This is a genomic window from Lacticaseibacillus boliensis (assembly GCF_054784775.1).
The window spans coordinates 39,555-59,939 of the sequence record NZ_BAAIHN010000006.1 but is presented as its reverse complement, the minus strand read 5'-3'; the positions used below and the strand labels follow the sequence as shown (position 1 = coordinate 59,939).

General features: G+C 54.8%; 17 protein-coding genes, 1 tRNA gene and 2 pseudogenes. 6 read left to right on the top strand and 14 right to left on the bottom strand.

Features of this window, described 5'->3' with window-relative positions; translation table 11 throughout:
• Positions 1-35: 35 nt before the first annotated feature.
• The gene (gene helD / locus ACYVRB_RS04300; RefSeq protein WP_461213796.1) at positions 36-2,324 is read left to right on the top strand and encodes an RNA polymerase recycling motor HelD; all 2,289 of its coding nucleotides are present in this window, start codon (positions 36-38) and stop codon (positions 2,322-2,324) included.
• 381 nt (positions 2,325-2,705) lie between these two features.
• Here the strand turns inward: helD and ACYVRB_RS04295 are convergent, their stop codons facing one another.
• The 3 genes from ACYVRB_RS04295 to ACYVRB_RS04285 form a co-directional block, all read right to left on the bottom strand.
• A complete protein-coding gene (locus ACYVRB_RS04295) occupies positions 2,706-3,380 on the bottom strand; it encodes a lysostaphin resistance A-like protein (protein WP_461213795.1) in 675 nt (224 codons plus the stop codon).
• Between the two features lie 65 nt (positions 3,381-3,445).
• A tRNA-Thr gene (locus ACYVRB_RS04290) sits at positions 3,446-3,518 on the bottom strand.
• Positions 3,519-3,601: 83 nt separating this feature from the next.
• Positions 3,602-4,243 carry an HD domain-containing protein gene (locus ACYVRB_RS04285; RefSeq protein WP_461213794.1) on the bottom strand — a complete coding sequence of 214 codons (642 nt, stop codon included), beginning with the start codon at positions 4,241-4,243 and terminating at the stop codon, positions 3,602-3,604.
• A gap of 94 nt (positions 4,244-4,337) precedes the next feature.
• Between ACYVRB_RS04285 and ACYVRB_RS04280 the strand changes: the two genes are divergently transcribed.
• Positions 4,338-4,769 carry a MarR family winged helix-turn-helix transcriptional regulator gene (locus ACYVRB_RS04280; protein ID WP_461213793.1) on the top strand — a complete coding sequence of 144 codons (432 nt, stop codon included), beginning with the start codon at positions 4,338-4,340 and terminating at the stop codon, positions 4,767-4,769.
• On the opposite strand, the gene ACYVRB_RS04275 is transcribed toward ACYVRB_RS04280, so the two are convergent.
• Positions 4,738-5,457 carry a nitroreductase family protein gene (locus tag ACYVRB_RS04275; protein WP_461213791.1) on the bottom strand — a complete coding sequence of 240 codons (720 nt, stop codon included), beginning with the start codon at positions 5,455-5,457 and terminating at the stop codon, positions 4,738-4,740. The genes ACYVRB_RS04280 and ACYVRB_RS04275 overlap by 32 nt on opposite strands.
• A 105-nt stretch (positions 5,458-5,562) precedes the next feature.
• Between ACYVRB_RS04275 and ACYVRB_RS04270 the strand changes: the two genes are divergently transcribed.
• Positions 5,563-8,073, top strand: a complete 2,511-nt coding sequence (locus tag ACYVRB_RS04270; protein WP_461213789.1) for an excinuclease ABC subunit UvrA — start codon at positions 5,563-5,565, stop codon at positions 8,071-8,073.
• A 60-nt stretch (positions 8,074-8,133) separates the two neighbouring features.
• Here ACYVRB_RS04270 and ACYVRB_RS04265 read toward each other — a convergent pair whose 3' ends face one another.
• The 3 genes from ACYVRB_RS04265 to ACYVRB_RS04255 form a co-directional block, all read right to left on the bottom strand.
• Positions 8,134-9,123 carry an aldo/keto reductase gene (locus ACYVRB_RS04265; protein ID WP_461213788.1) on the bottom strand — a complete coding sequence of 330 codons (990 nt, stop codon included), beginning with the start codon at positions 9,121-9,123 and terminating at the stop codon, positions 8,134-8,136.
• Positions 9,124-9,264: 141 nt separating this feature from the next.
• Positions 9,265-10,074 carry an HAD family hydrolase gene (locus ACYVRB_RS04260; protein WP_461213786.1) on the bottom strand — a complete coding sequence of 270 codons (810 nt, stop codon included), beginning with the start codon at positions 10,072-10,074 and terminating at the stop codon, positions 9,265-9,267.
• Positions 10,075-10,126: 52 nt separating this feature from the next.
• Positions 10,127-10,459: a hypothetical protein gene (locus ACYVRB_RS04255; protein ID WP_461213785.1), complete on the bottom strand. Its 333-nt coding sequence runs from the start codon at positions 10,457-10,459 to the stop codon at positions 10,127-10,129.
• A gap of 176 nt (positions 10,460-10,635) precedes the next feature.
• Between ACYVRB_RS04255 and ACYVRB_RS04250 the strand changes: the two genes are divergently transcribed.
• On the top strand, positions 10,636-10,887 hold the full coding sequence (locus ACYVRB_RS04250; RefSeq protein ID WP_461213784.1) for a DUF2187 domain-containing protein: 252 nt from the start codon (positions 10,636-10,638) through the stop codon (positions 10,885-10,887).
• Between the two features lie 88 nt (positions 10,888-10,975).
• On the opposite strand, the gene brnQ is transcribed toward ACYVRB_RS04250, so the two are convergent.
• The 3 genes from brnQ to ACYVRB_RS04235 form a co-directional block, all read right to left on the bottom strand.
• Positions 10,976-12,328, bottom strand: coding sequence for a branched-chain amino acid transport system II carrier protein (gene brnQ / locus ACYVRB_RS04245; protein ID WP_461213782.1), 1,353 nt, complete (start codon positions 12,326-12,328; stop codon positions 10,976-10,978).
• Positions 12,329-12,410: 82 nt separating this feature from the next.
• Positions 12,411-13,079 (bottom strand): hypothetical protein, encoded by a 669-nt coding sequence (locus ACYVRB_RS04240; RefSeq protein WP_461213781.1) that lies wholly within the window; start codon positions 13,077-13,079, stop codon positions 12,411-12,413.
• Positions 13,080-13,178: 99 nt separating this feature from the next.
• Positions 13,179-13,988, bottom strand: a complete 810-nt coding sequence (locus tag ACYVRB_RS04235; RefSeq protein ID WP_461213780.1) for a Cof-type HAD-IIB family hydrolase — start codon at positions 13,986-13,988, stop codon at positions 13,179-13,181.
• Between the two features lie 74 nt (positions 13,989-14,062).
• Between ACYVRB_RS04235 and ACYVRB_RS04230 the strand changes: the two genes are divergently transcribed.
• Entirely contained in the window at positions 14,063-14,542 is a 480-nt protein-coding gene (locus ACYVRB_RS04230) for a ribonuclease H family protein (RefSeq protein ID WP_461213778.1), read from the top strand.
• Between the two features lie 663 nt (positions 14,543-15,205).
• Here ACYVRB_RS04230 and ACYVRB_RS04225 read toward each other — a convergent pair.
• A complete protein-coding gene (locus tag ACYVRB_RS04225) occupies positions 15,206-16,108 on the bottom strand; it encodes a LysR family transcriptional regulator (protein ID WP_461213776.1) in 903 nt (300 codons plus the stop codon).
• A gap of 132 nt (positions 16,109-16,240) precedes the next feature.
• On the opposite strand from ACYVRB_RS04225, the gene ACYVRB_RS04220 reads away from it, so the two are divergent.
• Complete coding sequence (locus ACYVRB_RS04220) at positions 16,241-17,434, top strand: aminotransferase-like domain-containing protein (RefSeq protein WP_461213774.1); 1,194 nt, start codon at positions 16,241-16,243, stop codon at positions 17,432-17,434.
• 67 nt (positions 17,435-17,501) lie between these two features.
• Here the strand turns inward: ACYVRB_RS04220 and ACYVRB_RS04215 are convergent.
• From ACYVRB_RS04215 to ACYVRB_RS04205, 3 genes and pseudogenes are all read right to left on the bottom strand, one after another.
• A pseudogene (locus tag ACYVRB_RS04215) lies at positions 17,502-17,864 on the bottom strand (C40 family peptidase); the annotation flags it as partial.
• A 522-nt stretch (positions 17,865-18,386) separates the two neighbouring features.
• Positions 18,387-18,554: pseudogene (locus ACYVRB_RS04210) on the bottom strand (SH3 domain-containing protein); the annotation flags it as partial.
• A 354-nt stretch (positions 18,555-18,908) separates the two neighbouring features.
• Entirely contained in the window at positions 18,909-20,336 is a 1,428-nt protein-coding gene (locus tag ACYVRB_RS04205) for an SH3 domain-containing protein (RefSeq protein WP_461213773.1), read from the bottom strand.
• Positions 20,337-20,385 lie beyond the last annotated feature (49 nt).

Sequence of the window (20,385 nt, the reverse complement as noted above, 5' to 3'; positions counted from 1 at the left end):
TGGACGCTATTTTGCCTGCGGAAGGAGGAACCGAGATGAAAAATGCCACGAAAGCCCAAGAACAGATCAGAGTTGATGCCGTCATCGCCAAGCTCAACGCGCGCCTTGGCGTCATCACTGAACAGCTAGAAGAAGCCCACGAAGACACCACCCGCATTGAACAAAGTTACGGCGATGCCACCAAGGTCAACATCACCGAAATCGACGACCGGATGGAAACCAACGCCGCGGTTCAGCAACAGAAGATGATGGTCGCCCGGGCCGTCGAAAATGAAACCATTCTCGAACACGAACAGTCGCGCCTGACGCGGCTGCAAGGGAACCCATACTTTGGGCGTATCGACATCACCGATGGCGACACCCCGGAAACCTTATATATTGGTACCGGCACCTTCATGGATGCCAACAACCAATTTCTGGTTTACGACTGGCGGGCGCCGATCTCCTCCGTTTATTACAATGGCACCCTCGGTTCGGTCAGCTACGAGACCCCGTTCGGCCAAGAACAAGTCGAGCTCACCAAGAAACGCCAGTTCATGATCCAAGCCGGCAAGATCACCAACATGTTCGACACCAATGAAACCGTCGGCGACGAGATCCTCCAATCCGTGCTAGGCAAACAAACCGATGACTACATGCAAAACATCGTCGCCACGATCCAAAAGGAACAAAACGACATTATCAGAGACACCAGCGCCGATGTTTTGGTCGTGCAAGGCGTCGCCGGCTCTGGCAAAACCAGCGCGGTGCTTCAACGCGTGGCGTACTTGCTGTACCACGCCCGCGAATCGCTAGACGCAGATCAAATGGTGTTGTTCTCACCAAACCAACTGTTTGCCAACTACATCTCTGCGGTGCTCCCAAGCCTAGGCGAAAAGAACATGCGCCAAGCAACGATGTACGAATTCTTCGCCAAGCGCTTCTCCGGTCTACACGTGCAGACGCTTTTTGAACGCTTCGAACAAGACGGCCAAGGACTGCCCGAAACCACCAAGAAGATTCGCCGCTTCAAAGAAAGCGCCTCTTACCTCGACGCCATCCAAGCCTACGCCGACGAACCCGGCCGCATCCCTTATTTCATCGATATCATGCTCAACGGTGAGGTCTTCTTCTCAGCCAAAACCATCACTAAGATTTATGCCAGTCAGCCGGCAACGGCAACCGCCGCCAACAAATTCTTGGACACCAAGAACACCTTGATCCGGCGGTTGAAGACTCGCATCAAGTTGGCCGCCTACGAAGACTGGGTGCAAGACCGACTCGACCTGCTATCAGACGACCAAGCCCGCGCGATCATCGGCGATCATCATTTTGCCACCGGCGATCAAGAAGCGCGCTTCATCGCTGAAAGCGTCGTTGCAGACGCCTTTGAACCCGTGTACGACGCCATCTACAACGACTACTTCCTCGACGAGTACCAAGAGTACCAGCGCTTTTTGACCACCGTCTGTGCGCCTGACGTCACGGTTGACGTGTGGGCGACCATGGCCGAAGCCGTTGCCGCCGACCTCGAAGCCCACCGCCTGCGGCTTGAAGACGCCGCGCCGATCCTTTATCTGCGCGACGCCATCGCCGGCGCCGGCGCCAACCACCAGATCCAATACGTCTTCATCGATGAGATGCAAGACTACTCGATGTGTCAGCTACGCTACCTCCACCACGCCTTCCCTAAAGCCAAGATGACCTTATTGGGTGACGCCAAGCAAGACGTGTTCACCAGCAACTACCAGCCCAGCGACTTCATCCACGAAATCGAGGCCGTTTTTGCCGGCATGCGTGTCGAGCTGATCAGCTTAAACAAGTCGTATCGCTCCACACAACCGATCACCAACTTTGGCAAGGCGCTGCTTCCTGACGGCCGGCACATCCAGGCGTTCAACCGCGACGGCCAAAAGCCGCAGGTCCTCACCGTTCCCAAGACAGAAGCCATCACCCATCTGACCCAGCTGGCCAACATTTTGTTGCGTGCCAACCACACCGTTGCGATCTTGACCAAAAATCGTGCCGCGGCCGAGCAACTCTACACGACCTTGAAGATCGACACCCCGACGCACCTGCTGTCGCCGGCCGACCACACCATGCATACCGGCTGTTTGATCTTGCCGGTCTACCTAGCCAAGGGCTTAGAGTTTGACGCCGTGATCGGCTGGGATATCTCAGCTTCGACCTACAATTCAGAAGCCGACCGCGATATCTTATACACCTTGAGTTCTCGTGCCTTGCACCACCTGACCTTAGTCGCCTTAGACGATCCCAGTCCCTTGATCACGGCCTTACCAGAAGACCTCTACGAGCGCCCCCAAGGCGATCCTCAACACGCCTGAGACAGACAGTCGTCTTCCACGGCAATGACAGTATGCTGTGCGGCCGTCTTCAGCCTGCTTTGCAGTCTTACGACTAATTTTGAAGCCGCTTTGCGTCTCCAAAATTGCCGACGCCAACGCCTGTGAACCAGCTAAGCTGTCTCACAGGCGTTGGCGTTATCACTGCATACTGCCATTTCCGTCTACGCGCCGCTAGCCCCATATCCGGTTAAAGAAACACGATCGCTGGCCATCGAATGATATTGTAACGTCAAATTCAGGGTGTAGGCGAAGGCGACAGATCGATCCTGCTGGAGTCGCTTTTGCCTACACCCGACAGCAAGAACAAAACCTAAAACAGCCCCAGATACTGGATTTTCAGTATCTGAGGCTGTTTTGAATTTAGATGAATAACGCCACAAAATTGTTGAGAAAATGCAACGCGATGCTGTAGCGGATGTCTTTGGTGTAAGCATATGTTGCCGCAAATACCGCACCCATGGCGATATAAGACACCATGCTGTACGGTTCGCTGGGCCCAGCGTGCAAGAGCCCGAAGACCACAGCCGAGACGGTACCGGCGGCGACTAACCAGCCACGCTTTTCTAAGTGTGGGAAGCTGTGCATCAACAACCCGCGGAAGATCAGCTCTTCCACCGGTGGCGCCCCGACAACGGCGACTAACACCATCGCCAGCGGCGCTTGTTGGAGCAGCTTGACCAAGGCGTCTTGATTCTGTGATTCCGCCACCCAGTGCAAGCTGATGGCGACCGCGTTTAAGGCCTGGATGAGCACCAGTGCCAACACCATCCCCGCCATGAAGCGCCACACCTTTTTATCTGGTCGGCGCGGACCAAAAAGTTGCGGTGTCTCGCTGCGTAAAAAGTACTGATACATCGACGCCAGCAAGTAAATCAGGCTTCCAAACACAACGGCAAAGACCACACCGACCAAAACGGCGTTGGCCTTGCCATTGGTCAGCATCGTTGGCAACACGCTGATTGCCTCGGCGACACTGTACAAGGCGAACACGCCGACAACCGCCGCAATGCGCCCTAATGACTTGAAAAGGCTCATTCAACACCTCCGGATTTCAACGAATTAAATAACAAAAAAAGCCCAACTCGTAAGTTGGGCAACGCTGCCGTCTACCGGATTCGAACCGGTGACCTCAGCCTTACCATGGCTGCGCTCTACCTGCTGAGCTAAGACGGCATATGCGTTTGTTTTAAGAAAAACAACTGCCCAATTAATATACAATATCTGACACGGTGTTGCAACCCTTTTGACTAAAAAAGTCACGCTTTCCCATTAAATTCAAGCAGAAATTCAGTGACAAATTGGCGCATGACGCCAGTGCGTTGTTGGGCGACAATTTTGCCCGCCGACGTGTTCATTTGCCCGGCGAGTTTGAAGAGCTTTTCTTCAAAATGATTGAGCACCGTCGACTCGCCTTGACGGTAACTAGTGGCGTCTAGTGTCTGCCGTGGCGGCAGTTGGGGATCGTACATTTTACTGCCGTGCACACCGCCATACATGAAGGCGCGCGCGATGCCGATTGCACCCAACGCGTCTAACCGATCAGCGTCTTGAACGAGCTCGCCTTCCAGGATCAACTTCTGGTGGCCGGCGAGGTTGGCCTTGAACCCCATATGATCGATGATTGCAAGCACCGCCGTTTGCTGAGCAGCCGTTGCGCCGGCTTTTGCTAGCTGGGCCTGCGTTTGTTGACGGGCGGCGGTAACGTCAGCCACCAGTTTGTCATCATAGGTGTCATGCAACATCGCCGCGGCCAAGGCAATCGTCGCGTCTGCTTTTGGCGTCTCGGCCAACAACCGCTTAACGTTAGCGACCACGCGCTGAATATGGTCATCGGCATGGCCACTGTGGTCGGTCGCAGCTACCCTATCTGCATAAGCCTGCAATTGTTTTAGATCCATCTCGGTCACCTTCTAACTTGTTTGTCGCGCCTGCACTTGGTTACACTTAAAGTAGGAATCTTTGGACACATCCCGCCTAAAGGAGGGCACCATCATGAAGCCAGAAATGTTTACCACCAGCGAGACGCTGCAACAGTTTTTGCGCTTGGTCCCGCCGATGCGCCTGAGTCGGCCTTCCCCTGAAATCCGGCTGTTGCTGGGGCTGATCGATCGGCCCGTCGCGCCGCAACCCAGCACCTTGGCCCGTGAATGGCAAGTCTCGCGTGCTGCGATCACCAAAGCCTTGGGCCCGCTGTTGGCAGAAGGGTTGGTCGCCAAGACCATCACCCCGCAAGACAAGCGCAGCTTCACGCTGACGCTGACGCCTGCCGGTGCGGAGCTGGCAACAGCCTTGGCCGCGGATTATTTTCAGCCGTTGGAACATCTCCGCGACGGCTTGGGCAAAAAGAAATTCCGCAAGCTCACCAACCTGCTCGAAGACGCTAACGATGTCCTTATTGAGGCAACACGAAGCCTTGCGCCTTGAGGATCGCGCCGATCTCATCGCGGTGATGCTGATCTGCACTCAGATGCCGCTGCACAAGGCTGGTGAACGTCTCTTCGCGTGGATTCCACGCCCGTGACTGGTAATAGTCCGCCAGTTGACGATCATACGCCGCCAGATCTGCAGTGGCTTGCGGGTAGCTGTTTTCGCCGACGACCAGCGGCTTAGGTAGGCGCGGCTTGGCGTCCGGCAACTGATCTGGCACTCCAACCATCAGCCCGAGCAAGGGGAAGGTATAGCGTGGCAGGTGTAACAGGTCGATCATCTGCTGGGGATCGTTCAAAATGCTGCCAAGCATGACGCCGCCCAACCCGCTGCGTTCCGCGGTGGCCAAGACGTTTTGTGCGGCCAGCGCAGAATCGAAGGCACCGGCTAAAAAGGCGTTCCAGTTTCTGAAGTTGTGGTTGTCTGTTTGGGAATCGGCGATCCGGATATCCCGGCCGGTATCGACCACAAAAATGAACAGTTCACCGGGCCCAGCAATGAAGGCACAGTTGGTGATCTTGACGATCGCGTCGCGCAACGCCTGGTCGGTGACGCGAATCACCGTGAATTCTTGCAGAAATTCACTTGAACTGGTTGCCTGAGCGACGGCAAGCAATGCCTGATAGTCGACGGGTTCGTCTTTGAACGCGCGAATGCTACGATGATTGAACGCTTGTTGATCCATTGGGAGCCTCCTGATATGTCTGGCGTAATGCCAGACTTTTTTTGTTGTTTTTCTCAGTGGTACACTACTGATATACCATTCAATTTGTCCACTAAAGAGGTTACTATGCCAAATCATACCACGATTCCCACTCACATTGTCGTGCGCGGCGCGCATGTCAATAACTTGAAAAATATCGACGTCGATATCCCATTGCACCAGCTGGTCGCCATCACCGGCCGCTCTGGTTCGGGAAAATCCAGCCTCGCCATGGGTGTCTTATACGCTGAAGGCATGCGGCGTTACGTCTCAGCGCTGTCGACCTACACGCGCCGGCGACTTAGCCAAGTCGGCCACGCGCAAGTCGACAAAGTCGAACACATCCCCAGCGCCATCGCTTTGCGCCAGCGTCCGGTCGTGCCTGGTATCCGCAGCACCGTCGGCACCACCACAGAGGCCTTGAACGTCGTGCGTTTGATGTTTTCGCGCCTCGGCTCGCCGCGCTGTCCCAACGGCCACCAAATCCCGCCGACGATCGCCATTGCCCACTTGATGGACACACAAGGTGAAAAAGCCCACCTCGCCTGCCCAGTTTGCGGCGCCGACATCCGCTTATACGGAGCGGAAAGCTTCGCCTTCAACTCTGTTGGGGCCTGCCCGACCTGCGGCGGCACCGGCGTCGCCAAGACGCTGGCGGTGTCGCGCTTGATCCCCGACCCGACCAAGACCATCCGGGATGGTGCGGTCGCTTCTTGGCGCCTGCCGGGACGCAACTTCATGCAGATCGTCGCCCAATACGCAGGCGTCGACATCGATACACCCTTTGAGGACTTGCCCAAAGCCCAACAAGAGATGGTCTGGCACGGTCCGAAGAAGACCTACGCCATCAACATCCCCAGCAAAACCGGCAAGATTTTTCACATGGACAACGCCGTTTACGAAAACGCCTATAACGCGGTGCTCGATTCGATGGCGACCACGACCAACGAACGGGCCATCGCCCGCCTCAACCGCTTCTACGAGTTTGACGTCTGCCCGACTTGCCACGGCAGCCGCTTCAAACCAGAGCTGTTGACGCAGCTGATCGCCGGCAAGAACATCGCAGAAGTCACCGACATGACCTTGGCAGAACTGACAGCGTTCATCCCCAAGATCAACACCTGGTTGCCGGCAGACATGCAGGCGTTGGCCCATGACGTCATCCGCGAGCTGACACAGATCCTCCAGCCGCTGTTGGCGCTTGGACTCAACTATCTCAGCTTGAGTCGCGCAGGCGCCAGCCTTTCCACCGGCGAGCTACAGCGTATCCAACTGGCGCGCACGCTCCGTACCCAAACCACCGGCGTCTTGTACGTCCTCGATGAGCCCAGCATCGGGTTGCATCCCGCCAACGTCGACGGCCTGTTGACGGTCATGCGCGAGCTCGTCGCCCAAGGCAATTCCGTGGTCGTCGTCGACCACGACACCGCCATCATCGAAGCCGCAGACACGGTCTTAGAAATCGGCCCAGGCGCCGGTAGCACCGGCGGCCACCTGTTGAATCTTGGCACCCCAACCGCCGTCGCCCAGGCGCCAAACTCACTCATCGGGCCGTTTTTGACCGGCGAAGCAACCTTGCGCACGCGACCGCAGCCGGTCCCTGCCACCAAACACTTTGGCCTCACTGTCACCGACCGTTTCAATCTCCATGATCTTTCTGTCAGCCTGCCGATCAACCAGTTCACGGTCGTCTCAGGCTTTTCCGGTGCCGGCAAATCGACGCTAATCTTCGACGCCTTGGTGCCGGCCTTAACCGCCACCAAGCAGCACCCAGCCCCAGCATTTGTCAAAGCTCTCAAGCGCGGGGGCATCCGCCGGGTCGTAGCAATCGACGCTACTCCGGTGGGCAAAAATATTCGCTCCACGGTCGCTACCTACACCGACATCCTCGACCACTTGCGCGCGCTTTTTGCCGCATTGCCAGAAAGCCAGGAACGCGGCTACACCGCCAGCAACTTCTCTTACAATGTCAAAGCTGGCGCCTGCCCGACTTGTGGCGGTACCGGCGCGATCAGCCTCGACATCCAATACCTTCCAGACATGCAAGAAGTCTGCCCGACCTGCCACGGCCAGCGCTACACGCCAGAGATCTTGACCGTTCACTGGCACGGTTACAGCATCGCGGACCTGCTCGCCTTGGCCGTTGATGACGCCTTGCCGATTTTTGCAGACGAGCCCGCCATTCACACCACTCTACAGACGCTTCACGACATGGGGCTAGGTTACCTCCATCTCGGGGAAAGCACCCCGACCTTGTCCGGTGGCGAAGCCCAACGCCTCCGACTGACCAGCCACATGGGGCGCACGCAAAAAGGCACGCTGTTTGTCTTCGATGAACCCAGCGTCGGTTTACACCCGTTAGACGTCCAAGTCTTGTTGCAAGTCTTCCAGCGGCTGATCACCAACGGCGGCACCGTGTTAGCAATTGAACACGACTTAGATATGCTCGCCAACGCCGATTTCATCGTCGACATGGGGCCTGAAGGCGGCGAGTTTGGTGGCAAGGTCGTCGCCACCGGCACGCCTGAAGTCATCGTCCAAGGCACTGGCCACACCGCCCAATATCTCAAAGCACACCTCGAACGGTTCAAACCATAACAAATAAGGCAGTCTCTCCGTTTGGAAACAGAGAGACTGCCTTTTGAGTTGAATCCAAGATTACTTGGTAATTTGATCGATGGCTTCCAATTCGTCTTGCGTGAAGGTCAGGTTGTCGCAAGCCTTCAAGTTGTCGTCGAGATGATCGGCGTTGGTGGTGCCGATGATCACGCTGGTCACGACAGGATCGCGCAACAGCCATGCCAAGGCCATCTGCGACAGCGTTTGGCCGCGATCGGCCGCGAGCTTGTTCAGTTCGTTGAGCTTGGCCACGACCGCTTCAGCACCGTCTTTCAAAGTCGCCTGGTTGGTGTGGTGGATCGCAAAGTCTGCTGGCAACCCGTTCAGGTAGCGATCAGACAATAGCCCTTCCGACAGCGGCCCGTAAGCAATCAAGCCGACCCCGCCGGCGCGTAGAGTGTCCAGCAAGCCGGTCGTTTCGACGTTGCGGTTGAACATGTTGTAGCTCATCTGGTTCAGCACGAGCGGCGTCTTGAGTTCGCGGAACAACGCGATCGCTTTTTGCGCTTGGGCAGTTTCAAAATTCGAGATTCCGATGTACAACGCCTTGCCTTGGCGGACAACGTCGTCTAAGGCCTGCACGGTTTCTTCCAGCGGTGTCAGCTCGTCAAAGCGGTGGGCATAATAGACATCCACGTAATCGGTTTGTAGGCGGCGCAGTGACCCATCGATATGTTGCATGATGGCCTTGCGCGACTGGCCGATGCCATAAGGCCCTTCGTGGATCGAAAATCCGCCTTTGGTCGCGATCACTAGCTCGTCACGATATGGCTTCAGGTCATGGCTTAAGACACGGCCTAACAACTCCTCGCTCGACCCGAGCTCTGGGGCGCCATAGTGATCCGCAACATCAAAATGGAAGACACCGGCATCAAAAGCGTGCAACAATAGATCTCGGCGGGCTGCATACGGTGACGCCGCGTCAAAATGTTGCCACAGCCCAAGCGATACTGCCGGCAGCAGCAACCCGGAACGTCCCGCGTGGCGCAACGGCACATGCTGATAACGCTGTGAATCTGCTTGATACATGATTACCACCCTTTCTGATTGCGGTTTCAATGTACCATGCCACCGCGGTTGCCGTCTACTTTTTCACCAAAACAAAACACAAACACCTCTGCACCACGATTTGTTTTGGGATCGCGATTCAGAGGCGTTTGGCGTGCAAGATTATGCGAAGTACCGGGACAAAAAGTGGGCGATGCCGTCTTCAGTGTTACTGAGCGTCTGGAAACGTGCCGCTGCCGCGACTTCCGGCACCGCATTGCCCATGGCCACGCTGACGCCAGCTGCCTGCAACATGCCTAAGTCGTTGAGCCCGTCGCCAAAAACGATCGTGCGCGATGCCGGGATCCCAGTTTTAGCTTGCAGTTCCGAGATTGCCGTCGACTTATCGACGTGCTTAGGGATCAGCTCGATATTCGTCGCGTCGCTTGCAGACAGGTGCATGGCGTTAGTAGCCGCCAGTGTCATCATTGTTTTGGCCAAGGCCTCTGGATCGTTAGGGCTGAAAATGATCCCGTTGGTGATTTCTTCGGTATGGCGCAGCAGACCCGCTTGGTCAAAAACCTGCTCGACTTTGATGTGCGCCGCGTCGTTGGCGAAGCTCATCAAGGTATCGATCACAGATTGACTCGGCGTCTGCGTGTAGTAGACGGTGTCATCTGTAAAATACACCGCCACCAAGCCTTGCGCAGAAGCGGCTGTTTCGGTCGCCTGCAAGGCCGGCTTGCCCATCAGATGATGTACCCGCGATCCGTTGAAATCATAAACCGCTCCGTTAGACGCGATGATCTCCGCGCGTGCATCCACCTGATCTGTCATCAACTTGGCCAGATTGTACATACGCCCGGTCGCCGCGTAAAATTCATGCCCCGCATCTAACAGTTGCTGCAAGACGGTTGCCGTCTTAGCGCTGACGTGTTGATGATCGTATGACAACGTGCCATCGATATCGGAGATAATCAAGTATTTGTCCATCTCGTCTTCCTTTCGAAAAAAAGACGGCGTTGATCCGCCGCCGTACACCTGCTTAACGTCCTTGAGGGATGCTTGCCAGGCTTTGTTTAAACCATTCGTCCCAAGGCGTTTGTGGTAACCCGGCCTCGGTGAACGGTGCTTTGATCGCCGTCAGCAGCGCCTTGATGTTGTCGCCGCGATCGGCCAGCAGCCCTGCTTGTAGCTCGGCCGTGGTGAAGTTAGCGTTGGCGACCAGCCAGGCGTTGATATCCGCCACGTGCCCCGCACCGTCGGCTTGGGCGATCAGATCCAACCCTTCATGACGGTATTTATCCAGATAAAATTTGGTGAAATCACTCAAAGCCTTCGCTTGCGCTTCGGGTGTTAATTCGTCGATTGTTGCCATAAACTTGTTCCCATCCTTTCAGATTGCTTACTATTATACGATAGCTAAATTATGGGTGAATGGCAAATCTGAATTATTTTGTGAAAATTTTCGCTAATAGCTTGTATTTCTCCACGAAATGAGATACTCTTCTTACCATCAATCATCATATCGATTGAGCGAAAGGATCTGAGCGTATGAAGAAGGAAGATATTCATCTCGGCGACTCCCTGCAATGCAAGGTCAAAGAAGACATGGAGAAACCATTCACCGGCACGGTCCAGAAGGTCTACGAGAACTCGGCACTACTCGACATCACCGATTATGAGTCTGCCGATAAACAAAACGTGGCTGAACTGAACTTCAAGATTGTCATTAATTTCAAAGCCATCCAGAAAAACTTTGGCGGCGGCATCATCGAACCAGAACCTGAAGAACAGGCAGAGTAAAATCAAAAACAGCGACAACATACAATAAAGGCTCGAAGCAAACCCTAATCCGTTTGCTTCGAGCCTCTTTAAGCACTTCTAATGCCGCTCAGCGCGACACGTCCTCACGCTGTTGCCGTACGCGATCCCACAGCCAGCCGATGACCGCCCCAATCAGCGCAGGCACGATCCAGCCCAGACCAACTGCAAAGCCAGGCAGAAGCCGGCCAAGGCGTAGTGCAACAGCCACCCAGCCTTGATGTGTTGCTGCCGGCAAAGCGTTCAGACCATCGAGAAGCGCTGGGATCACCGTGGCGACCAGCGTACAGTTGAACAGCATGCGCGTACGCGCCAACCAAGGGCTGGCAAGACCGACCAAGATCAACACGATTGCCAGCGGATACAGCGCCGTCAGCACCGGTGTTGACACCGCTAGTAGCGCATCCAAACCAACATTGGCAAAAACCATCGGCACCAACGTCGCCACTGCGATCAGCACCTGATAAGGCACCTTCGGGAACAGTTCCTTGAACGTGTCGCCAAACGCCGTAATTAAACCAATCGCCGTTTTGAGACACGCGATGATCACGATGACCGCCAACAAGGCATTGCCCGCCGTCCCAAAATAAGCGTGCGCGACATTGGCCAAGATCACCCCGCCGTTGTCCGCACGGGCAAACGGCCCCAAGGCGTTACGGCCGAGCAAGGCCAGCAAAGTGTAGATCACCGCCATCATCCCGACAGCCAAGCCCCCGGCACGTACCGTGTGCTTGGCGATCTGAGTCGGCTGGGTAACCCCAAGATCCCGCAACGCGTTGACGACAATGATGCCAAAGGCCAGTGCAGCTAAGGCATCCATCGTCGAATAACCAGCGGTGAAACCCGTGGACAGCGCCGCGGTCCGATAAGTGCCTGCGGCTGCCTGTCCATGCCCGAGGGGATGGATGACTACTGCTGCCAACAGGATCGCCAATACGCCCAGAAACGTTGGCGTGAGCACCTTACCGACATATACCATGATCTTGCTGGGTTTGCGTGCAAACCACCACGCCACGGCAAAGAAGAGCACCGAATACACCCATAGCGCCGGCGTCGTGTGCGGCGTCGCGACAAAAGGTGTCAGCCCGATTTCAAAGGAAATCGTCGCCAGCCGCGGCAAGGCAAACAGCGGTCCGATACACAGATACAATAAAATCGTAAACACGTAGGCGAACGGACGGTTGGCTTTTTTGGCAAGTTCATACACGCCGTCGACCTTGGTGATCCCGATGGCCGCCACCCCAAGTAGCGGCAAGCCGACCCCGGATAACAGAAACCCGAGCAACGCCGGCCACAGCTGGCTGCCGGCTTCTTGCCCGACAAAGACCGGAAAAATCAAATTACCAGCACCGAAGAACAGCCCAAACAGCATGGTCCCAATGAAGAGCAGTTCCTGGCGGGTTAGTTTGCGAGTAGCCATCATATTCCTCCCAGAGTTAACTATCCGCAATTGTATCAAGCCATTCTGGCAAGATGATGAGAAGCCCATAAGAAAAAGGCCTTTGTCAGACCTTTAAGTGACGATGCTTTAATTTTGGAAAGACATGCCTGTCTGCCACCCCGACGATAGCACCTTGTGCGACCAATGAGAACAAGGTCCCAATGTTGACGGCGTAGAGCTGATGGGTAAACAGCAAACACAGCAGATCCAACACAATTGGGGGGATGAACGACACCGGTTGGGCAGCAGCGGCGTTACCATGCAGGAAGCGGAAGCGCAGGATCTGCATGAAGTCATCGTTGGGGTGCAAGAGCACGTTGATGCGCTGGTAGATCGACGTCGCACTACCAATGCAGACGATCCCCAACAGATCCAACACTACCCGCGCCGCTAGCGGTAGATCGACCACCGGCGTCAAACGAATCACATACGCGAAACCAGACACAAGGAAAGAAAACGGAATCATATACAAGAAGTTCCCGAAGATCCGCCGCCAATCGATATGCCCGAGAATCATCGTGTTTGTAATCACCACCGCGACCCCTTCGAGCAACAAGATGGTAAGTAGCGACACGGAAAAGGCATGGCTAAGATTGACCGCACTCGACGTCCACAACGCTGACCCTAAGTTCATCGCCACGGTCAACCCGTTGCCAAACCCGTTCAAGATCAACGAAAAACTGAACATCCCAAGAAGCTTTGCACTCGATAGATGCGTTTTTGGTTGCTGCATGTCACCACTCCTTTATCACCAGTATAATTCCCGTCTCATCACGCTCAACGCTGTAAGTGAATGACGTGTGGTTATGCTCCAAAGCCGCATACATTGTCCCTACAACGCCAAATGCGTAGTCAAATAATCTGCTACGCCGTCGGCTGCATTATCGCGCGCCGTGATGGCATCGGCCACTGCCAACAACTCAGGACGCGCGTTTTTCATCGCCACCCCGACGCCGGCAAACGCCAGCATGTCCAAATCGTTGAGGTCATCTCCAAACGCCACGATATCGTCGCGCGCAATGCCATACTGGGAAGCGACATAAGCCAGCGCCTTGGCCTTACCGGTCTGCCCCGCGGTCACCTCAAGCGCTGTGTCTTCACCACTCCAAGCGCCCCAAGTCTTTGGCGTCAGCTGTGGAAAGGCCGCAACGATCGCAGCCTGCAACGGCGCCAGCGTCGTTTCTTTGATAAACATCGTCACAGAAATAGGGGCCTGCGTCAGCCCAGACACATTCAACAAACGATCAGGATGCGGCATATCAGGCAAAAAAGGCACGTTACGATACCCACGATCCGCCACGAGCAACCGCTTGCCTTCCGCAATCATCAACCGGATTTGAAACTCTCGCTTGAACCGGCGTAGTGCCAGCGCAGTCGGGACCTCGATGGCTACTTGGCGCTCCCCGCGCCAACGCTGGTGCGGGATATGGACCAGCGCACCGTTGAAGTTGATCATCGGGCCTTGCAGGTGAAGCTCATCATAAATTGTTTCGGAAATGGCATCCGGTCTTCCGGTCGCGATCACTACAAGATGCCCAGCAGCACTTGCCTTTTGTAGTGTCGCAACGGTTTTGGCACTCAGCAAACCGGCTTGGTTCAGCGTGGTACCATCAAGATCTAAAGCAATCAGTTTGCGGGTCATACGCCGCCTCCTCGTTAGGCATTGAGTTCTATTGTACCACTGCCGTACAATGGAGGGACGAAAGGCGGGATCACATGGCAGAAATCACACTTTACACCGACGGCGGCAACCGCAACACTGGCAACAACAAAGGCGGCTCCGTCCGGCCGACCGACAAAAGCGCTTGGGCGGCACTTTTGATTTACGGCGATCACAAGAAAATGCTCTCCGGCGGTGACTATGGCCGCACCAACAATTACATGGAGATCATGGCCGTCATTCAAGGCCTTAAGGCGATTAAAAAGCCAGAGGTGCCAGTCGATATCTATTCCGACTCGGCCTATGTCATCAACACCATGCAACAACGCTGGTGGGTCAAGTGGCAACAAAACAACTGGATCAAAGGCGGCAAACCCGTCATCAACGCCGATCTATGGCAGCAGTTACTCGCCCAGATCAACCGCTTCAACCAAGTCACGTTCCACAAGGTCAAAGGCCACGCCAACAACGAAAACAACAACGCCGTTGACGCGGCGCTCAACCACACAATGGACCAGCTACCAACCAAACGCTAACCAAACAGGCCCAACCAGGACTCTCACGTTCCGGTTGGGCTTGTTTCATCTACTGTCGTTGTCCGGCAACGTAAGTCTTCTTTGGGATGCGTTGGGGATAGTGGTATAGGTCGGGTTTGGTATGTTCCGGCCCTTGAGATGGCTGGAACGGTGCGAGGCGCTCGGAAGCTAACTCTCCGCTGCGCTATGAGTGGATCTTCCTCGACGCCTTTGTTGTGAGCGGCAAGCCGCTAACAACAATGCCGCGCCTGAGCCATCTCGGGCCTCCACACACCAAACCCTGACGTTAGCGTCCTGTGTCACCGGAAGTGGCAAATTCCACGGGAGTAGAAATGGACTAGCGGCTGACAGTACATCTAACTAAGAACGGATTAGTTATAATCAACGAGTTGACCCGTTTGTCCATGACATCAAATTATCCTGATACGCAGAATCCAGGGTGTGGGCGAAAGTGACGGAAGCAGGTCAATCTGACGTGGTGAGATTGCTGTTAGCGACTTGTCGCTTACAGCCAAGCGCAGGTGGAGATCCACTCAGCGAAGCTGAGTTAGCTTCGCCGAGCACCCTCTCCACGACAGATTGAAACCTGCTGGAGTCACTTTCGCCCGCACCCGACAGTTTACTGGTCTACCCAACGCAAAATGCTTACGTTGCCGGACAGCATTATTGCCGTGGGACCAGGCAGTCTTCTGGGTAATTCGTGCGCATGTAGTCGATGATGACTTCTTGCATCTTGGCGACGGAAGGCGACTTTTGGGTGGTGGGATTCATGACCAGACACAAGGTGCGGGCGAAGGGCTCGGAGAATGGGAAGGTGTTGACATCCCCGACAAGCTTTTGTAGCGCCAAGCGCGGAAGCACCCCTAAGCCTAAGCCCGCTTCGACCATCGACAAAATGCTTTGATCATCGAGCGAATAATGCAGCGAATTCGTCGAAACATTGTAGCGGTCAAGCGCTTTTTTGGTGTCGCGGTCATAGTCGGCCTGTTGCAAAATGAAGTTCTGATGGGCCATGTCCCGATCGGTCATGAAGGTCCCGTTAGCCGGCGTATAGGCCCGTGGCGTGATGCAGTAGATCGGATCTTGCAATAGTGGGATCGCGATGAGTTGCTTGGGCACCGGCATCAGCGAAAACCCGATGTCGATTGTCCCCACCCGTACCTGCTCTGCGACCTCATTAAAGCTAGCTTGAACCAAGGACACATCGATCTTCGGATATTGCTTTCTGAAGGCCATGATGATCTCAGGTAGCCAATTGTTGGACACCGATGAAAAGGCTCCGATCCGGATCCGTCCGGTGTTGATACCATTGATATTGTCTGCAATCTGCACCAGTTGGTCTTCGAGGTTGAGAATCGATTGGATGGTGGGCAAAATGGCGTTGCCATCCGGTGTCAGCTCCACGCCGGTACGGTTGCGGATAAACAATGGAAAGCCCAGATCGGATTCGAGTTGCGAGATGCTGTGAGAAACGGCACTAGGTGTGACGTTTAACTCTGCCGCCGCCTGCATGAACGTCCCTTTTTCGACAACCGCACTAAAAACTTCATAGCTAAAATTACTCATAATGCCCTCCTGAACTGCGCCTTGGCTCATTGTTGAGAATTGTTCATGTAAGTTTGAACAAGTTGAATTTTACTTCATCATAGGATCTCGGTATGATGAAGTCAAGTTAATTCATGAAAGGAAGAGGTCACGATGGAATTCGCACAACGCAATAACCATAATGCAGCAACAGGATTAGAGGCACTGTTTGCCGCCAGCACTCCGGATGTGATCTCTTTTGCCGGTGGGTATCCAGATCGTAGCCTGTTTCCTAAACGCGAACTGAATGCGGCTTTTGCCAACAGCTTTGCCTCTGACGACACCGAATTGCTCCAATACACCTCCGCCGCTGGCTACCGCCCGCTACGCGAGAAGCTCGCTAAGCGGATGCAGGGCAACGATATCGACGCTTCGGCTGACGATATCTTGCTGACGCAAGGTGCCCAACAAGGCATCGATCTCACTGCCCGCTTGTTATTGAACCCAGGCGATGGCTTAGTCGTTGAAGGCCCAACTTATGTGGGCGCCTTGGCGGCTTTTGACGCCTATCAGCCGACTTATTACACCGTGCCAATGGAAGCAGACGGTATGGATCTCCACGCCCTACAGAAGGTCTTAATGACCCATCACGTGAAAATGATCTACACGATCCCAGATTTTCAAAATCCGACTGGTACCGTCATGTCTTTGGCCAAGCGCAAGGCGCTTGTCGCTTTGGCGAACCAATACGATGTCGTGATCCTTGAAGACGGGCCTTACCGCGACCTGCGCTACACTGGCGAAAGTCTGCCACCACTGCGTCATTTTGACACCCAAGGCCGGGTAATCTTTCTTGGTAGCTTCTCCAAGATCCTCGCGCCTAGCCTACGCCTCGGCTGGGTGAATGCTAGCCCTGCCCTTTTACGCCCGCTAATGTCACTCAAAGGCGGCGTCGATGTCGAATCCAGCAACCTGATGATGCACGGGATCGACAATTACCTCGAACACAACGACCTTGATGCTCACATCGAGACGATTCGCGCCTGCTATCGTGAGAAGAAGAACTTGATGGTGAAGACGCTACGCCAATATCTCCCTAATGGTTGTTCGATCAACGACCCAGAAGGCGGCTTCTTCTTGTGGCTGCGCCTACCAGAAGGCTTCGACGCTGAAGCCTTCATGAACGATACGTTGTTACCTGAAGCAAACGTCTCTTTTGTCCCTGCCAGCATCATGGTTCCCGATCACACGATGACCAACGGTGCCCGCTTGAACTTCACTGGCGCTTCCTTAACGGCGATCAAAGCCGGCGCTCGTGCGCTCGGGCTGGCGTTGCAAACCGAGTTGAAACAGTCCGCAGTTAAATAGCATCACGTAAGAAGCACCGCCAGCACTCAGTATTTGAGGGTGTTGGCGGTGTTTTTTGGATAGACGATTATTTCAATACGCGAACGCCAAAGCTTGGCATGAAGTAATTCGAAATTGTCGCAACCTTCACGTTTTCTCCAGGTTCTGGCGCGGCAATGTACTGGTTATTACCGATATACAAGGCATCATGATATGAAGCACCGGCACTCCCCCAGAACAAGATATCGCCTGGCTTGAGATTGCTTAGTGAAACCCTAGTCCCTGCAGACTCCTGAGCGACCGTGTAGCCACCGATGTTCACCCCAGCACCGTGCAAGAAGACGTAGTACATCAAGCCCGAGCAGTCAAAACTGTTTGGCCCTTTTGCGCCCCAAACGTATGGCTTACCAATTTCAGTTTTAGCCAATGCGATCACCGCGTTGACCTTGGCGTTGGCAGTGGTGCCGGTCGTCGTGGTGGCGCCATTGGTGCTACCACTGCCGGTGTAAACCGAAGCCCCTGCAGAAGCCACCCACGCGTTGGCCCCGATCTGATACCATGTGTACCCGTTGGCCGTTGTGGTGGCGCTGTAACTGTAGATGCTGCCCACCGCAAGACGCCCAGTGACGCTATAACCGGTGCCGGCACCGCTACGCTGGTTAGACGCGTAGTTGATCCGCACCTTGCCGCTGGCCGTCGTCGGTGTGCTGGTTGCAGGTGTCGTGCTGGCGTTTGTGACCGCCGCGCCTGCTGAAGCCACCCACTTGTTCGTGCCAATCTTATACCATGTATAGCCGTTGGCCGTCGCGGTCGCCGTATAGCTATACACTTGCCCTACCGCGAGCTTACCGGTAATGCCGTAGCTAGTCCCGGCGCCGCTGCGCTGATTGGAAGTATATTTGATCTGCACCTTGCCAGTTGCGGACGTAGTGGTCGTAGCGCCGTTGGTAACCGTCGCCCCTGCAGAAGCGACCCAACGATTGGCCCCGATCTGATACCACGTGTACCCGTTGGCCGTTGCGGTTTGGCTGTATGTATACGTCGCCCCAACACTCAGTCCGCCAACGATTTTGGCGCTGGTGCTGGGTCCTTGCCGCAAGTTGGACGCATAGTTGATTGTAACAGTGCTACTAGCAGCCACTTGCTTTGCCTGTCCCTGAGCAAAAAGAACGCCAGCAAAAACTGCGGTGCTGGCTAATAATGACGCTTTAATTCGACTAGTTTTCACGAAACTACCCCCATCATTCAATAACGTTTGACAACAATTAAAAATCACATGTTCAAATTGAACACATTCAGTATATCAAGGCAATATTGCGCCACTATGTCTAAATTACGACATCAGCAAGACACATCCCGGTGTGCACGGCCATATTGCAACCATTAAAATGACAAGTATGACAGATTAAAATAATATCAGTCTGCAAGTTAATGCCACACAAAAACGAGCCTCTCGATCCGATTGCGAATCAAGAGGCTCGTTAGTGATAACTGATTAACGGTGGATGTACGTGAAATTGCTTGCACCGCTAACGGTTTGGGTGTTAGGACCACCCGGGTTGGAGAAGCCTGTACCGCCTTGTTGAACGGTGATCGTGTTGCCACTGACACCGACAACATAAGCCACATGGCCGTAACCTGGTGCTGCCGTCCAGCCGCCAAAGTTTTGACCACCGGCAACAACAACAATCGACCCAACAGATGGCGTGCGGTTAACGGTGAAGCCTTCAGCCGCAGCGCTTGAACCCCATTGACCGCCGTTACCCCAGTGGTTGCCAGCCCATGGCGCAACCGACTTCACATACCAGGTGCATTGACCCCAAGCATAAGCGTTGCCAGCGGCATCACTAGACGTCTTGGACCCATTGCTGGTTGCAGTCGTCGTTGTTGCTTGGCTCGTCGTGTTCGAAGCGTTGCTGGTTGCAGGAGAGCTATAGTTAGCGCTAGCGTTACTCTGACTAGCAGTTGTGGTCTTTGCCGGCGTGGTGGTCGTTGTTGCGGCGTTACCATAATATGGTGTTGCACCGGCAACCCAAGCGTTAGCACCGACCTTGTACCAAGTGTAGCCGTTCGCCGTTGCTGTGGCCGTGTAAGAACGGACGGAGCCTGCAGGCAATGTCCCAGCAACGCCGTAGCTGGTACCAGCACCGCTACGCAGGTTGGAAGCAACGTTGGTCTTCACGCGACCACTTGCGGCAGTAGTCGTCGCTTGAGCGGCTGGTGCGGCCGTAGTTGTGGCAGCCTGAGTGGCTGGCGCTTTAGTCGTTGCTACGCTAGCAGTGGTAGTTGTTGCTTGGCTGACCGGTTGACTAGCTTGCGTGCTTGCTGTAGCCGCGGGAGTGGCGGTCTTAGCAGCCACCGGTGCCTGAGCGGTGGTAGCTTGGGTAGCGGCAGTAGTTGTCGCTTGAGCGGCTGGTGCAGCCGTTGTCGTGGCAACAGTTGTCTGACCGTTAGTATATTCAGAAGCACCAGCGGAAGCAATCCAAGCGTTCGTCCCAACCTTATACCAGGTGTAGCCGTTGGCCTTTTGGGTTTCGGTGAAAGTCAGTACTTGGCCTGGGTAAAAGCTGCCAACAATCTTATGACCGGTACTTGGGCCGACGCGCTTGTTGGCCGCATAGTTGACCTTTACTTGGCCGCTCACAGCGGTGGCGCCAGCATTAGCAACCCACTGGTTATCACCGATTTCATACCAGGTATAGCCGCTGGCTTGTTCGGTTTTATCGTAAGTATAGCTGGAGCCGACGCTCAAGCCACCGATGATCTTAGCATCAGTTCCAGCCTTCTGGCGCAGGTTAGATGAATAGTCGACGCGCAGTTTGCTGCTGGCAGAGACGTTTTTGGATTGGCCCTGGGCAACCAAAACTCCGGCGAAGACCGCGGTACTGGTTAATAGGGATGCGGTTAATTTACTGATTTTCACGTGAATTTCCTCCTGGCGTGGCACTCGTTAACATAGATAACAACGATTC